Source organism: Lysinibacillus sp. NPDC058147 (genome assembly GCF_042884205.1).
In the GTDB taxonomy this organism is placed as follows: Bacteria; Bacillota; Bacilli; order Bacillales_A; family Planococcaceae; genus Lysinibacillus.
This window is the reverse complement of record NZ_JBHVUJ010000001.1, coordinates 654,280-667,014: the sequence shown is the minus strand read 5'-3', so window position 1 is coordinate 667,014 and position 12,735 is coordinate 654,280. Positions and strand designations below refer to the sequence as shown.

16 protein-coding genes and 1 riboswitch are annotated in these 12,735 nt (G+C 36.3%); of the genes, 3 read left to right on the top strand and 13 right to left on the bottom strand.

The window, feature by feature from the left end:
• Positions 1-224: 224 nt before the first annotated feature.
• The 12 genes from ACFVT8_RS03265 to comGA form a co-directional block, all read right to left on the bottom strand.
• Entirely contained in the window at positions 225-617 is a 393-nt protein-coding gene (locus tag ACFVT8_RS03265; RefSeq protein ID WP_387081975.1) for a DUF4240 domain-containing protein, read from the bottom strand.
• 575 nt (positions 618-1,192) lie between these two features.
• The gene (gene gcvPB, locus ACFVT8_RS03260) at positions 1,193-2,656 is read right to left on the bottom strand and encodes an aminomethyl-transferring glycine dehydrogenase subunit GcvPB (protein WP_387081976.1); all 1,464 of its coding nucleotides are present in this window, start codon (positions 2,654-2,656) and stop codon (positions 1,193-1,195) included.
• Positions 2,649-3,995: an aminomethyl-transferring glycine dehydrogenase subunit GcvPA gene (gene gcvPA, locus ACFVT8_RS03255; RefSeq protein ID WP_387081977.1), complete on the bottom strand. Its 1,347-nt coding sequence runs from the start codon at positions 3,993-3,995 to the stop codon at positions 2,649-2,651. Before gcvPA ends, gcvPB begins: the two co-directional genes overlap by 8 nt.
• 25 nt (positions 3,996-4,020) lie before the next feature.
• The gene (gene gcvT, locus ACFVT8_RS03250) at positions 4,021-5,124 is read right to left on the bottom strand and encodes a glycine cleavage system aminomethyltransferase GcvT (RefSeq protein WP_387081978.1); all 1,104 of its coding nucleotides are present in this window, start codon (positions 5,122-5,124) and stop codon (positions 4,021-4,023) included.
• Between the two features lie 267 nt (positions 5,125-5,391).
• Positions 5,392-5,484: riboswitch (glycine riboswitch) on the bottom strand.
• A gap of 144 nt (positions 5,485-5,628) precedes the next feature.
• Positions 5,629-6,144 (bottom strand): shikimate kinase, encoded by a 516-nt coding sequence (locus tag ACFVT8_RS03245; protein WP_387081979.1) that lies wholly within the window; start codon positions 6,142-6,144, stop codon positions 5,629-5,631.
• Positions 6,145-6,163: 19 nt separating this feature from the next.
• Positions 6,164-6,364, bottom strand: a complete 201-nt coding sequence (locus tag ACFVT8_RS03240) for a hypothetical protein (protein WP_387081980.1) — start codon at positions 6,362-6,364, stop codon at positions 6,164-6,166.
• On the bottom strand, positions 6,342-6,767 hold the full coding sequence (comGF, locus tag ACFVT8_RS03235) for a competence type IV pilus minor pilin ComGF (RefSeq protein WP_387081981.1): 426 nt from the start codon (positions 6,765-6,767) through the stop codon (positions 6,342-6,344). Before comGF ends, ACFVT8_RS03240 begins: the two co-directional genes overlap by 23 nt.
• Positions 6,760-7,077 (bottom strand): hypothetical protein, encoded by a 318-nt coding sequence (locus ACFVT8_RS03230; RefSeq protein WP_387081982.1) that lies wholly within the window; start codon positions 7,075-7,077, stop codon positions 6,760-6,762. The genes comGF and ACFVT8_RS03230 overlap by 8 nt, the downstream gene beginning before the upstream one ends.
• The gene (comGD, locus tag ACFVT8_RS03225) at positions 7,070-7,510 is read right to left on the bottom strand and encodes a competence type IV pilus minor pilin ComGD (RefSeq protein WP_387081983.1); all 441 of its coding nucleotides are present in this window, start codon (positions 7,508-7,510) and stop codon (positions 7,070-7,072) included. Before comGD ends, ACFVT8_RS03230 begins: the two co-directional genes overlap by 8 nt.
• A complete protein-coding gene (gene comGC, locus ACFVT8_RS03220) occupies positions 7,510-7,848 on the bottom strand; it encodes a competence type IV pilus major pilin ComGC (protein ID WP_387081984.1) in 339 nt (112 codons plus the stop codon). Before comGC ends, comGD begins: the two co-directional genes overlap by 1 nt.
• 10 nt (positions 7,849-7,858) lie before the next feature.
• Complete coding sequence (comGB, locus tag ACFVT8_RS03215) at positions 7,859-8,932, bottom strand: competence type IV pilus assembly protein ComGB (RefSeq protein WP_387081985.1); 1,074 nt, start codon at positions 8,930-8,932, stop codon at positions 7,859-7,861.
• A complete protein-coding gene (gene comGA, locus ACFVT8_RS03210; protein WP_387081986.1) occupies positions 8,910-9,929 on the bottom strand; it encodes a competence type IV pilus ATPase ComGA in 1,020 nt (339 codons plus the stop codon). The genes comGB and comGA overlap by 23 nt, the downstream gene beginning before the upstream one ends.
• Before the next feature lie 327 nt (positions 9,930-10,256).
• Between comGA and ACFVT8_RS03205 the strand changes: the two genes are divergently transcribed.
• A complete protein-coding gene (locus tag ACFVT8_RS03205; RefSeq protein WP_387081987.1) occupies positions 10,257-10,967 on the top strand; it encodes a helix-turn-helix transcriptional regulator in 711 nt (236 codons plus the stop codon).
• 119 nt (positions 10,968-11,086) lie between these two features.
• Positions 11,087-11,329 carry a DUF2626 family protein gene (locus ACFVT8_RS03200; protein WP_024361272.1) on the top strand — a complete coding sequence of 81 codons (243 nt, stop codon included), beginning with the start codon at positions 11,087-11,089 and terminating at the stop codon, positions 11,327-11,329.
• A 291-nt stretch (positions 11,330-11,620) separates the two neighbouring features.
• On the opposite strand, the gene ACFVT8_RS03195 is transcribed toward ACFVT8_RS03200, so the two are convergent.
• A complete protein-coding gene (locus ACFVT8_RS03195; RefSeq protein ID WP_387081988.1) occupies positions 11,621-12,265 on the bottom strand; it encodes an MBL fold metallo-hydrolase in 645 nt (214 codons plus the stop codon).
• 169 nt (positions 12,266-12,434) lie between these two features.
• Between ACFVT8_RS03195 and ACFVT8_RS03190 the strand changes: the two genes are divergently transcribed.
• The gene (locus ACFVT8_RS03190; protein WP_387081989.1) at positions 12,435-12,614 is read left to right on the top strand and encodes a DUF2759 domain-containing protein; all 180 of its coding nucleotides are present in this window, start codon (positions 12,435-12,437) and stop codon (positions 12,612-12,614) included.
• Positions 12,615-12,735: the final 121 nt, after the last annotated feature.

Here is a 12,735-nt window from a genome sequence, read left to right as displayed (position 1 = left end):
ATTTTCTATTTTCGCTGCCCATTTTTTAGATTTATCAAACATTATTAAATGAATCCGCTGAAATCCTCGATTCTTAATAACATATTTCTATTTAAAAAGACAAATAAAATTCATAAAAAAGAGTAGTATAAAACCCGATATCAGGTACTTTACACCACTCTTTATAGGATACTCACCACAATTATATCCACAATAAGGTAATTTTTTGTTTATTAAGCGAACATCTAATAAATACCTGTAGTTTCACCATACTTTTCAAAATATACCTCATCTGCAACATGGGCAATAATTTCATTTGTTCTATCTTCAACGGAATAGGGGATTCTTTCAGGGTATTTTAGAATTTCAGCGTAGTAAATTTTACCTTGGCTCACAACCCAATTGCTAATATCCTCAATTCCATCTTCCGAACTCTCAGTAAAGTTTGTGAACGGCTCGTATCTTAATTCAACTGCAGCTTCAATAAATAAATCTTGAAACTTATATATATCATTTTTATCCATTCTTATTAGTATTTCCCGTAGCTTCTTCTCATCCTGACTAGACTCATTTATTATATCCCAAAACCAATCACTTAAATGGCTAAATTCACCGGGTAAAATATTCTTAGAATCCATGTAATCCTCCACTTTTATTAGTTTATTTTAAAAATGAAATGAACTTCTTAAATTCTATGATTTACAAACAAACTTTCCTGCACTATTCCATTCGTAATTCTTCCTAAGAGCGCTTGGAAGTCGGGTAATTGGAACACCAGGCCCAGGTCTACCTAATCTTTGTCGATCATTATCCCAAGGTAAAGCGTGAAATATATAACTATTTTAACTAAAATACAAATTAATGTAAGTATATCAATATACATCCTTATATTAAATAGTTATGTTATAGTGGTTATTGGTTCTGCATTGCATTGTTGGGTTTGACACAATGTGGGGTGAAGTTGCTTTATTTTTTCTGGTACTTTGATGGTCCTATCCTTCACCTTGGCTCTTCTTTCCATCGCTTGGACCTTTCTTTCCGTCGCTTTGGCTCTTCTTTCCGTCGCTCTGACTTCTATCCTTCACCTTGCCCCTTCTTTCCGTCACCTTAGCTATACTCTCTGGTTTCCGTCACTTTGCTATTGCTGATCAAAAAAAGAAAAAAACGTCCAACAAGTACTAAAAATACTCATTGGACGCCTTTTGGCTGTTAATTATGCTTTTTGATAGCGAAGCACAGGTGTACGAGCAGCGCGTGTTTCGTCTAAGCGAGTTACGACTGTTGTATGCGGTGCTTCTTGTACGATTGATGGATTTTCTTCTGCTTCTTTTGCAATTTGGATCATTTTATCGCAGAATGCATCTAATGTTTCTTTTGATTCTGTTTCTGTTGGCTCGATCATTAATGCCTCTTCCACATTTAATGGGAAGTAAGTTGTTGGTGGATGGTAGCCAAAGTCTAACAGACGTTTTGCGATATCTAAAGTACGTACGCCTAGTTTCTTTTGGCGACGACCTGATAATACAAATTCATGCTTACAATGACGATTATATGGTAAATCGTAGAATGGCTCTAAACGACGCATCATATAGTTTGCGTTTAATACAGCGTATTCTGTTACAGCTTTTAAGCCATCTGGACCCATTGTACGGATATAAGTGTATGCACGTACGTTAATACCAAAGTTACCGTAGTAAGGTTTAACACGTCCGATTGATTGTGGACGGTCGTAATCGAAATGATATATTCCTTCCTCTGTTCTTATTAAAACTGGTTTTGGAAGGAATGGAATTAAATCTGATTTTACACCTACTGGGCCTGAACCAGGACCACCGCCTCCGTGAGGACCTGTAAATGTTTTGTGTAAATTTAAGTGTACGCAGTCAAAGCCCATATCACCAGGACGTGCTTTACTCATAACTGCGTTTAAATTTGCTCCGTCATAGTATACTTTACCGCCAACAGAGTGAATAAGCTCTGCCATTTCGATAATGTTTTCTTCAAATAGACCAAGTGTATTTGGATTTGTAAGCATTAATGCAGCTGTATCAGAACCAACTACTTTGCGTAAATCTTCAATATCTACTAAACCATTTTCATCTGATTTTACAGTGATAGTTTCAAAGCCTGCAACCGTTGCCGATGCTGGGTTTGTACCGTGAGCAGAGTCAGGTACAATAACTTTATTACGATGGCCTTCACCGTTTGCTTCATGGAAGGCACGAATCATCATTAACGCTGTCCATTCACCGTGCGCACCCGCCGCAGGTTGTAATGTCACTTCATCCATGCCTGTAATTTCAACTAATGAAGTTTGTAAATCGTAAAGAAGCTCCATTGCCCCTTGAGTTGTTGTTTCATCCTGTAATGGGTGAACATTGGCAAAGCCAGAAAGTCGTGCAACAGACTCGTTAATTTTAGGATTATATTTCATCGTACAAGAACCAAGAGGGTAGAAGCCAGAGTCTACACCGTGGTTTCGACGAGAAAGTGCTGTATAATGACGCATAATATCAAGCTCAGATACCTCTGGTAACTCCGCTGCTTCCGCACGTACTAAGTTTGCAGGTAGTAAATCTGCAAGATCAACCTCTGGTACATCAAGTGCTTCTAAGCTGTAGCCTACGCGACCTTCTTTGGAAATTTCAAAAATGAGTGATTGATTTTCGTTATGCATTAAGAGCCCCCATTTCTGCAACAAGTGCATCAATTTCTTCCTTCGTGCGTAATTCTGTTACTGCGATTAGCACATGATTTTTAAGAGAGTCATATGTTTGACCTAAAGGATAACCACCGATGATACCTTTTTCAATTAAACCTTTATTAATTTCTTTCACACATTTATTTGTTTTCACAACGATTTCGTTAAAGTGTGCACCTTGGAATGCTACTGTGAAGCCTGCCGCTTCAAATGCATTTTTAGCATAGCGAGTTTTCGCGATATTTTGCATAGCCATTTCACGAACGCCTTGCTTTCCTAGAGCAGTCATTGCTACAGAAGCTGCAAGTGCAAGAAGCGCTTGGTTCGAACAAATATTAGACGTTGCTTTATCACGGCGGATATGTTGTTCACGCGCTTGTAATGTTAATACATAACCACGACGCCCTTCACCGTCTACTGTTTCACCAACAAGACGACCTGGAACTTTACGCATTAGCTTCGTTGTTACTGCAAAGAAACCACAGTGCGGACCACCGAATGCTTCAGCAATACCAAAGACTTGTGCGTCCCCTACACAAATATCAGCACCTAGCTTACCAGGTGGTGTTAAAACACCTAGTGAAAGTGGGTTAGAAGATACGACAAATAAACTTTTTGCTTCATGTGCAATATCGCCAATTACTTGTAAGTCCTCAATTTGACCAAAGAAGTTAGGATACTGTGTAATAACAGCTGCCGTGTTGTCATCAATAAGTTCTTTTAAAGCTTCTACATCTGTCACACCATCTTTATGCGGAACAGTAACAATTTCAATGGATTGACCGTATGCATATGTAGCAACGACATCGCGATACTCAGGATGAACCGTTTCAGATACTAAAATTTTCTTACGGCGAGTATGTCCAGCAGCAAGCATACCTGCTTCAGCTAATGCTGTTCCTCCATCATACATAGAAGAGTTTGCAAGATCCATACCTGTAAGCTCAGCAATCATCGTTTGGAATTCAAAAATTGCTTGTAATTCCCCTTGTGAAATTTCTGGTTGATATGGAGTATACGCTGTATAAAACTCTGAACGAGAAATAACATGGTCCACGATAATTGGTTTATAGTGGTTATATACGCCCGCACCTAAAAACGATACGTTAGCATTTGTATCTTTATTTTTCGCAGCAAGTGCCGTTAATTCTTTTAATAAAGCTGATTCAGATTTTGCTTCTTTAATATCATATAGGCCTTTAAAACGTACTTTTTCTGGAATATCCCCAAATAACTCATCAACTGAGGATACGCCAATTACGTCTAACATTTCTTGTTTATCTTGCTCCGTCATTGGTAAATAACGATGTTTCATAAATGTAGGTCCCTCTTTTCAACTTTTATTTTGAACGCTTGTAAAACGGTGTTTCAACTGTTACTACCTTCAAGTGCTTACCACGAATTTCGATTTCCAATTCAGTTCCGATAGTTGCGAATTGACTGTCAATTAATGCGTGACCAACATTACGTTTAGAGGAAGGAAGCTGTGTACCTGTTGTCACTTCACCGATTTCCTTACCATCCTTAAACACTTTGTAGCCATGACGAGGAATTCCTTTATCGATCATTTCAATGCCTACAATTTTACGTGACAGTCCATTTTCTTTTTGTGCCACTAATGCATCATGACCATTAAAATCCTCTTTATTTAATTTCACAGCAAAACCAATACCTGCCTCAAGAGGTGAGATTGTTGCTGATAGCTCTTGCCCGTATAATGGAAGACCTGCTTCAAAACGAAGTGTATCACGGCAGCCTAAGCCTGCAGGAACAACGCCTTTGTCTTTTCCAGCCTCTAAGATTTTACTCCAAAGAGCTTTAATATCTTCTGGAGAACCGTAAAGTTCAAAACCGTCTTCTCCTGTGTAACCGCTTCGAGATACTAATGCCTTATGACCAGCAACTTCAACATCTGCTTGGAAACGGAAGTATTTAATCGTTTTTAAATCAGTATCTGTTAATGTTTGAAGAACTTCTTCTGCTAATGGACCTTGAAGGGCAATTTGTGCATAAGCATTTGATTGATTGTCGATCGTCACATCATATTGATGTTGATTTTCCATCATCCAATCATAATCTTTTTCAATATTCGCCGCATTGACGCACAATAAATAATGATTGTCGGCTAATTTATACGTTAATAAATCATCGACAACTCCACCATCTTCATAGCACATTGCATTATATTGCGCTTGCCCTACTGCAATTTTCGAAATATCATTTGTCAAAAGATTTTGTAAAAAATCTAGAGAATTAGGTCCAGTTACTAAAATTTCACCCATATGTGATACATCAAATAAGCCAGCACGATTACGTACTGCATCATGCTCTTCTTTTATAGAAGAAAATTGCACTGGTAATTCCCATCCACCGAAGTCGATTGTTTTACCACCATACTTTGCATATTCTTCAAATAGAGGTGTACGTTGTAATTCATTCGTCATTATTTTTGCCCCCTTATTGTTAGTTACATTTTTTACTGGTAGTAGTTCGTCTGCTTTTTTTAGTACAATCATGCTTCCCCTGTTGTTCATTCAAATAAGGAATAAGAACTAACAACATTAAGACATAAAAAAAGACAGACGAACCCCTTTTCGGGATTCTCTGTCCTTAAACCTGAAAGTTACACCAGACTGGCTCGCATTATTACAATGCCAATCAGCCGGCTTTCCCCTTTGGTGGCTGTTGTACTACAGCTCTCTCCAGAGTTGCGTCTTGTACGAGTCCTTTTACCTGAGAGATTCATAACATTTTGCTACTTGCTCCTTCGGTGACGTCTATACGTGCTCTCCCCGTACAATCATCCGCCCAAGATATATCTTGGTACTATTTAGTATTCAATGAACATTTAGTTACTTATTTGTCTATATCCTAACATTAATTGCATTGAAAAGGCAAACATTTTTTAAATTATGTTAAAACACGAACATTATTTTTGTTTCAGCTAACTATAGTTCGCCTTTAAGCCTTTTAACTTGGAATACTAAATACTCAAGAATATGACGGATCGTCCGCCCCTCCGTTAACACTTGTATATGTCCTGCTTCACGATAGAACTTTCTTCTGTAATGATACAGCTTCTCTAGTTCCTCTTTCGTTGAACTCTGTACAATCGGTCTGTTCGGATCATGCTGTATTCGTATATATATATCTTCAAATGTCGCATCTAAAAAAAATACGAGCCCACTGCGTCTCATTATTTTTCTATTTTCAGCATTGACTGCAACTCCACCACCAGTTGAAATAATACACGCTTCGTCTCGGAAATTTTTCAAAAATTCTGTTTCTATTTCTCGAAAACGTGCTTCTCCGTATTTTTCAAATATCTGTGGAATTGTCATACCCTGCTGTCTAACAATCTCATGATCCATATCGTAATAAGGCATCTTTAACAAATAGCTTAAACGCCTTCCTAACGCACTTTTCCCGCAGCCCATAAAGCCCACTAAATATATTTTTCGCAATCGAATCACCTTCTTATAACTACGATTCTACACTGTTTGACAAAATTTGTCCTAATAAATTTATCGTAGCTCGAACATTCAGCTTTTCTAAACCATCATATGTTCGAAACTGAATCTCATAAGACGTACAATACGTTAGAACAAAAGTAGTTACAAAAAATAATAATGCAATTGCGATTAAAAAAATAGCCCCTCTGTCATTTTTCAATAACTGGAACATAGAAAATTCGCTCCTTTTTGATACCACTCGGAAGTTCAACAGCAACTGTTAGCATATCTTTTTCATATTGGAACTGGCATTTATTAATACCAATTAGCATTGGTACATGACCACCACTTACTTGATCACGAATAATATTGCTGTAACAATCAATTTGATGAATGGTATCTGCTGCTTGGAAGGTAATTCTCTTTTGATCTTGTCGAATCGTAAATGATGAAATATCATGCAAATACATATTCAAATCATAAACAAAAAGCTCCCACTTTGATTGTTCATTAGAAAGTACCGTTGTTTTCATTTCTACAAACCAAAGCATAATGAACACAACAAGATGCGCAATAAGCACAAAAACAACTAATTGAAACAACGCTTCTAATAATGTATAGCCTCGTTCATTCATCGACTTCACCTGTCAGTTGTATACATTTTTTACGTAATTCTCGCGTATTTTGAAAGCTTACACATATCCCTTGTCCACTCATAGTCCACTGAAAATCTACATTTTCAATTGTTTTATTGCCTTCCGATTGTTGTAAATAACGAAAATGCTTTAAGCCTTCATAGGCAGTTTCCGCTGCGATAACTTCTAACTTCTTGTTATAAAGAGACGTTTTCATCGTGTAGCTAATTGGGATTAATGTCGCGCATAATAACATGACAATGACTATTGATAAAATCGTTTCTACAAATGAATATCCAGATTCATTCAACTCTCGATCTCCCTCGTCCTAACGTAATAACAACCTTTTTAATGCCTTGAGACGTCTTAAAAGAAACAGTTCCTGGGGTTATAACGTTTCCATTGAAGTTGTACATAATCGTGTAAATCGAACTCATCGTAGGCATGAACTCAACCCCTTTCGGAAAAGGTCGTTCATATAATACTGTAAAAATATCTTTTTTAATGATGTATCTCTTTGATGAACTATCAAACTTCATCGAGATATATTCCCTTTGGTGCATACTATTCGTTTGAATATATTGGATATCTAATTGAATTTGTGTAAAAAATCGCTCAAGCTCCCTTGTTTCTTCTGCTTTTAATGAATACTTTACGACAATCGTTGATAAACTCATAACGATAAACAGTACAATTAGCATTTCAACAAACGTATATCCACGCTCGCTTTTTATAACATCCATCAGCTACCCGAACCTGTATCGGAAGAGGTCTTCGCCAATCGTACCTCACCGTCATTAGTTATCACAATCTCTTCTTTATTAGGACAGGTCGTTTCATTCTTCTTCAAATAGCCTTTTGCTACCAAATCTTCGATTGTTGGATAAGCCATAAAATCTACTCGATATGCCTCTACCTGCCCCTGCACCATACTAATATACGCTTTACAGCCCTTCTCATCGACAGTAGCAAAATGTTTCGTAACATTTGGGATTGTTATTAAAATCAATACGGAAATAATTAGTAAAACTACCAACATTTCGATCAAAGTAAAACCATATTGCTGCTTTAGACGTTTCATTATTATCCTCCTATACTAGTTCGATCATTTGATATATTGGTAATAATAAACTTACATATGCGGCAACGATGCACATTGCAATAATAATAAAGAAGGTTGGTTGCACAAAAGCAAGAATCTTATGCAATAGTTGCTCTTGCCTTTCTGTCAATAATTCGCTGTATAGTACCAGCTCTTTTCCCAAATAGCCGCTTTGCTCTCCATGCTCAACAAATATCGAGAAATCCTTTTGCCAAACTGTCATCATATTAACAGCTTGTGTCAGTGTATCACCAAAAACAACACGCTCCTTTATGCATCGTGCCAGATACTGTAGAAACGGTTGAAGACGCTGCTCCTCTAAGATTTGTAGACTCGCCTGTAAAGAAAATCCGCTTTGCAGTAGACTTCCTAAATAAGCAGCGAATTGTCTCGTCAAAGACATTCGTACATAAATCCGAATCAATGGCGTGTTTAAGATAATGTTTAACTGGTGAGCAATTGAACGCCGCTTGAGAAAAAAGCGAAAAATCAAAATACAACATATCCCTGCTATGCCCGCGACAATTAAAGCATCGGGAAAATGCAATAATACTTTTGATAAAGCAATACCTGTCTCCTCTGTGCCGGCAGTTCGACTTGCCACCATCTTTTCTATATTAGGAAAGAATATGGTGCGAAACACTAAAAACAACAGCAACAAAAATATAATGAGTACTATTGGATATAAAAGTAGCTTCATTAATTTTTTCTTCGACGTTTCATTTAAAGCCATTTGCTTCGCCACACCTTTTAACGTCTCAATCATATCCCCATTGTTTTCTGCAACGATAATGGCGACTAAATGTTGCTTTGGAAGTTGCAATGCTTCAAAAATCCCTGAAACACCAACTCCTTGCCTCAACTTTTCATTGATTAGCTTTTGTATTTCTTCATGCGCTTCAATATGATGAGGTAATAGAATAGAAATAGCTTGTGGGAATAAATAACCTTCATGCATTAACACACTTAATCGACTTAAAAAATGAGCTTGTTCTCTTACTCGCCATTTTGTTGCCTTCTTGTAATTTAATCGAATTCTTTCAATAAACTTTTGTATTCGCATAGTTCTGACTCTCTATCAATTCTTTTTGACCTGTAAGTGTTAAATCATGTGGTAGTTCATAGCGAGTTTTTTGCATAATTGCTTTGATGGCCATTTGAAGATGAACATCGCTTAATATTTCAAACAATGCACGGCGTTCCTCCTGGACTATTGGTGATTGGAAAAGTGTTTGAGCAACAATTCCAACCATAGTTTGACGAAGTTCTTCTATTGAAACACCTAAGTCTAAAAATCGATAAAGGCAGTTTACCGAATCCTTGGCGTGAATGGTCGTTACTACTAAATGACCTGTTAAAGAAGCTTCGATTGCGATTTTTGCAGTCTCTTTATCACGTATTTCACCAATCATAATGACGTCTGGTGAGTGGCGTAAAATAGCCTTTAAGCCTGTAGCATATGTAACGCCAGCTCGTTCGTTTACTTGAATCTGTAAAAGGTTTGCTTGGTTATTTTCTACAGGATCTTCCAATGAAATGACATGTCGATTTAGCACTGTCGAGCAGTAATTGATTAGGGAATATAAGGATGTTGACTTACCAGAGCCTGTTGCACCTGTGAAACATAAAAGTCCTTGTTGATGTTTAACTAGTTCCATTAACAAGTCTGCTGCATACTTGGAATAAGATAAGGAAGTAAGTGGGAATGCATGATTTTGTAGAAGCAATCGGATAATTAGACTTTCTTTTAAAAATACCGAGGGAAGTGTAGAAACACGAAAGGCATATTGATCTTTTTCCATAGTTTTTTGGAAGGAGCCGCTTTGGGGTTTGCGACGCTCACTAATATCTAATGCCGATAAAAATTTAAAAAAGGAAATCATTCGTTCCGCAAGATCGTTTGGTAATTCACCGGCTTGGAGTAACTTATCATATTTTCGAAAATAAATACGATATCGTATGCTCTCTGGGACTAACAATAAATCAGAAGCACCGAAATGATAGGCTTTTAGTAAAAGTTGCTCACATTTTTGTTCAACAACTGTTTCAAAATTCTGCATATTCGCACCCCTCTTCTGGTTCATTCGAATATGACCGCTCTATTCGTTATTTCCTAGTATAGATAGAAACATGTCACGAGAAAAGCCCTTTTCTTAAAATAAAAATTTGCTACAAAATTTCCTATCAAACATGTTTTTTGCTATAAAATTGTGGATAACATGCAAATTTCCACTAAATTTGAACATAATCCTATGAAAAAGTTAATATTTATGACTAAAGGAACTGTATCTTTTTCAATAATGCAATATAATAGAAACAACATGATTTTTTTCCTACACTTGGTAGAAGAACTAATATTCAAAAAAAATTACATAGAGGTGAAGTAAATGATCCATCCATTAAAAATTACTAGTACATTAGCCGATGAAACTAGATACTCTATTTATGAGTACATACTTCAAGAGAAGAAAACTGTAACGGTCCAAAATATCGCTGATAAATTCGGCATCCATCCAAACGTTGCACGTTTACACTTAACAAAGCTCTCAGAAATCAATATAATTACAGCTGATTTTGCTAAAACTGGAAAAGGTGGTAGACCCGGTCGTGTTTATAAGGCCTCCGATAAAGGTGTATCATTAACGTTCCCTAGACGTGATGAAGATCGACTATTAAAATGGACAATCCAATTAATTGAAGAATTTGGACCATCTGCATTAGAAAGATGTCAGGAGATTAGCTACCAAGACGGTTATCAGCAAATGAAAAATTATGTAAATGCAGAGTTACAATTAAATAATACCCTTTCCTTCGAACAGAAGCTTCAGCTTTTAACTGACAATGCAGCATTAATTGGCTATATTCCACAAGTCCAACAAACAGAGCATGGTAAAAGTGTGACTTTCTCCATTTTCAATTGTCCATTCCAGGAGCAGCTTACTACGCATTCAGAAATTGTTTGTTCTTTACATGAATCCTATTTAAAGGGACAGGTAGATGCATTATATTCGAGCAATGAGTTAATACAAATCGATAGCATGGTACATAATTGCGATTTATGTAAATATGAAATAAACGTGACAGAAATCGATAGCTAATTTTTAAAAATCAATTGTTTGTCACAAAGAAGAAGAAGTTCCAGTTTACAGATACCTTTCATATCATTTATAATGATTAAGAGATTAATGTGTCGTGGGCAAAAGGAGGGGAAATCTTCATGGATAATATGTATAAAGTTATGGCATTCTGGACAGGTATTTTTGCAGTCATGTTCTACCTTGGTGGTATGAACGAAGTATCGCTATTATTCGTAGGTAATACAGGTTTATTCTTATTATTAGGCTTCTTAAACCTTTCAGAACGCATGTACATGTACATTTTCGGAGCATATTTAACTGTATTCTTTGCTGGCTTCACGTACTATACAACATTCATTCACGTACCTGGTGGCGGTCATTAATACAGAGAAAAATGCGTGTCTCACCAAGTGAGACATGCTTTTTTTATGTAAATTTATTCATCAGATGCATGATCATATATCAAAACATAGTAAAATCCCCTTTGCAATTACATGGTTAGATTTTGGTTTATTTTATCTATCCAACGAATTGTAAGGGGGATTTTTGTATTTTATGAAGTTAATTTAGGCTTTATTAAACACAAATCTCTGTAATATCACCCACAAAGAAGAAATTGTCCAATATAATATTTCCAATGACTGATATCTAACTATTACCTTTATAAGCTAATTTTAAAAACCATTCAAGAAAGGATTTGTCTCCATTTCTGCACCGACCGTTGTATAATTACCATGACCAGGGTAGATAATAGTATCTTCAGGTAAAGTCAATAACTTATCATGAATGGATGCAAGTAATATTTTTGTTGAACCTCCAATTAAATCTGTACGACCAACACCTTGCTCAAAAAGTGTATCTCCAACAACAGCGAAGCCATCATTTTCAAATACATATGATATACTACCCGGTGAATGCCCTGGTGTAAAAATAGCTTTAAAGCAAAAATCGCTTATTTCAAATAGCTGTTCAACTTTAATAATATTTTCTTCAGCTGGGGCACCAACAATATAATCTGGTAATGCTGCGTATTTACTAGAGCCATTTTTTGTTGGATCTCCTAACCAACTCACTTCTTTTTCATGAATCCACACTGGAACATTAAAAGCCTCGCGAACAGCATCCACTGCGCCGATATGGTCGAAATGTGCATGTGTTAAAAAAATACCTAGTGGTTTTAGGTTGTTACTGCGGATAGCCTTGATGATTCGATCTGCTTCTTCTCCAGGATCAAATATTAAGCATTCCTTATTTTTATTCGATACGATATAACAATTCGTTTGGACAGGTCCAAGTGAATAACTTCGTACGTTCATCATTGTTATCACCTCATTTTCAATTATACAACCTTTGCCACAATTTGACGATAAATGTTCATAGTTTAAGCTATTTTAGTTCTCGACAAAAACAGGAAGAACGATTACAATTAAGGAGGAATATTGTTTACGACATTCATTTTCTGATGTCGAAAGGAGTGTCAATTTTCTAATGAACTTATTAATGGTTATTTTTGGTCTAGTTGCAATTTTAGCTGTAGTTGGTACATTCCAAGCATTGAAAGAAAAGAACCTTTTAAGCATCGGTTTCAACTTATTAACTGCTGTAGTATTCGGTTGGTTCGTAATCATGACTGTAATCAATAGCGGATACCCACCAAAATTACACTAAAATTCAGACAGAAAAAAGAGCGGTCTCTATTTCGAGATCGCTCTTTTTCTGTCGTTTTTTTATATTTTTACCGTTCCAAAATGATAATAACGACTTCAATTTAAGCTGTTTATTTGGCTTC

Bases quoted from the DNA above. Each gene is read 5' to 3' on its own strand.
- gcvPA (WP_387081977.1), bottom strand. From the start codon at position 3,995: ATGAAACATCGTTATTTACCAATGACGGAGCAAGATAAACAAGAAATG.
- ACFVT8_RS03190 (WP_387081989.1), top strand. From the start codon at position 12,435: ATGAACTTATTAATGGTTATTTTTGGTCTAGTTGCAATTTTAGCTGTA.
- ACFVT8_RS03200 (WP_024361272.1), top strand. From the start codon at position 11,087: ATGGATAATATGTATAAAGTTATGGCATTCTGGACAGGTATTTTTGCA.
- ACFVT8_RS03240 (WP_387081980.1), bottom strand. From the start codon at position 6,364: ATGTTCCAGTTATTGAAAAATGACAGAGGGGCTATTTTTTTAATCGCA.
- ACFVT8_RS03205 (WP_387081987.1), top strand. From the start codon at position 10,257: ATGATCCATCCATTAAAAATTACTAGTACATTAGCCGATGAAACTAGA.
- comGD (WP_387081983.1), bottom strand. From the start codon at position 7,510: ATGGATGTTATAAAAAGCGAGCGTGGATATACGTTTGTTGAAATGCTA.
- gcvPB (WP_387081976.1), bottom strand. From the start codon at position 2,656: ATGCATAACGAAAATCAATCACTCATTTTTGAAATTTCCAAAGAAGGT.
- comGA (WP_387081986.1), bottom strand. From the start codon at position 9,929: ATGCAGAATTTTGAAACAGTTGTTGAACAAAAATGTGAGCAACTTTTA.
- comGC (WP_387081984.1), bottom strand. From the start codon at position 7,848: ATGAAACGTCTAAAGCAGCAATATGGTTTTACTTTGATCGAAATGTTG.
- comGF (WP_387081981.1), bottom strand. From the start codon at position 6,767: ATGAATGAACGAGGCTATACATTATTAGAAGCGTTGTTTCAATTAGTT.
- ACFVT8_RS03195 (WP_387081988.1), bottom strand. From the start codon at position 12,265: ATGATGAACGTACGAAGTTATTCACTTGGACCTGTCCAAACGAATTGT.
- comGB (WP_387081985.1), bottom strand. From the start codon at position 8,932: ATGCGAATACAAAAGTTTATTGAAAGAATTCGATTAAATTACAAGAAG.
- gcvT (WP_387081978.1), bottom strand. From the start codon at position 5,124: ATGACGAATGAATTACAACGTACACCTCTATTTGAAGAATATGCAAAG.
- ACFVT8_RS03265 (WP_387081975.1), bottom strand. From the start codon at position 617: ATGGATTCTAAGAATATTTTACCCGGTGAATTTAGCCATTTAAGTGAT.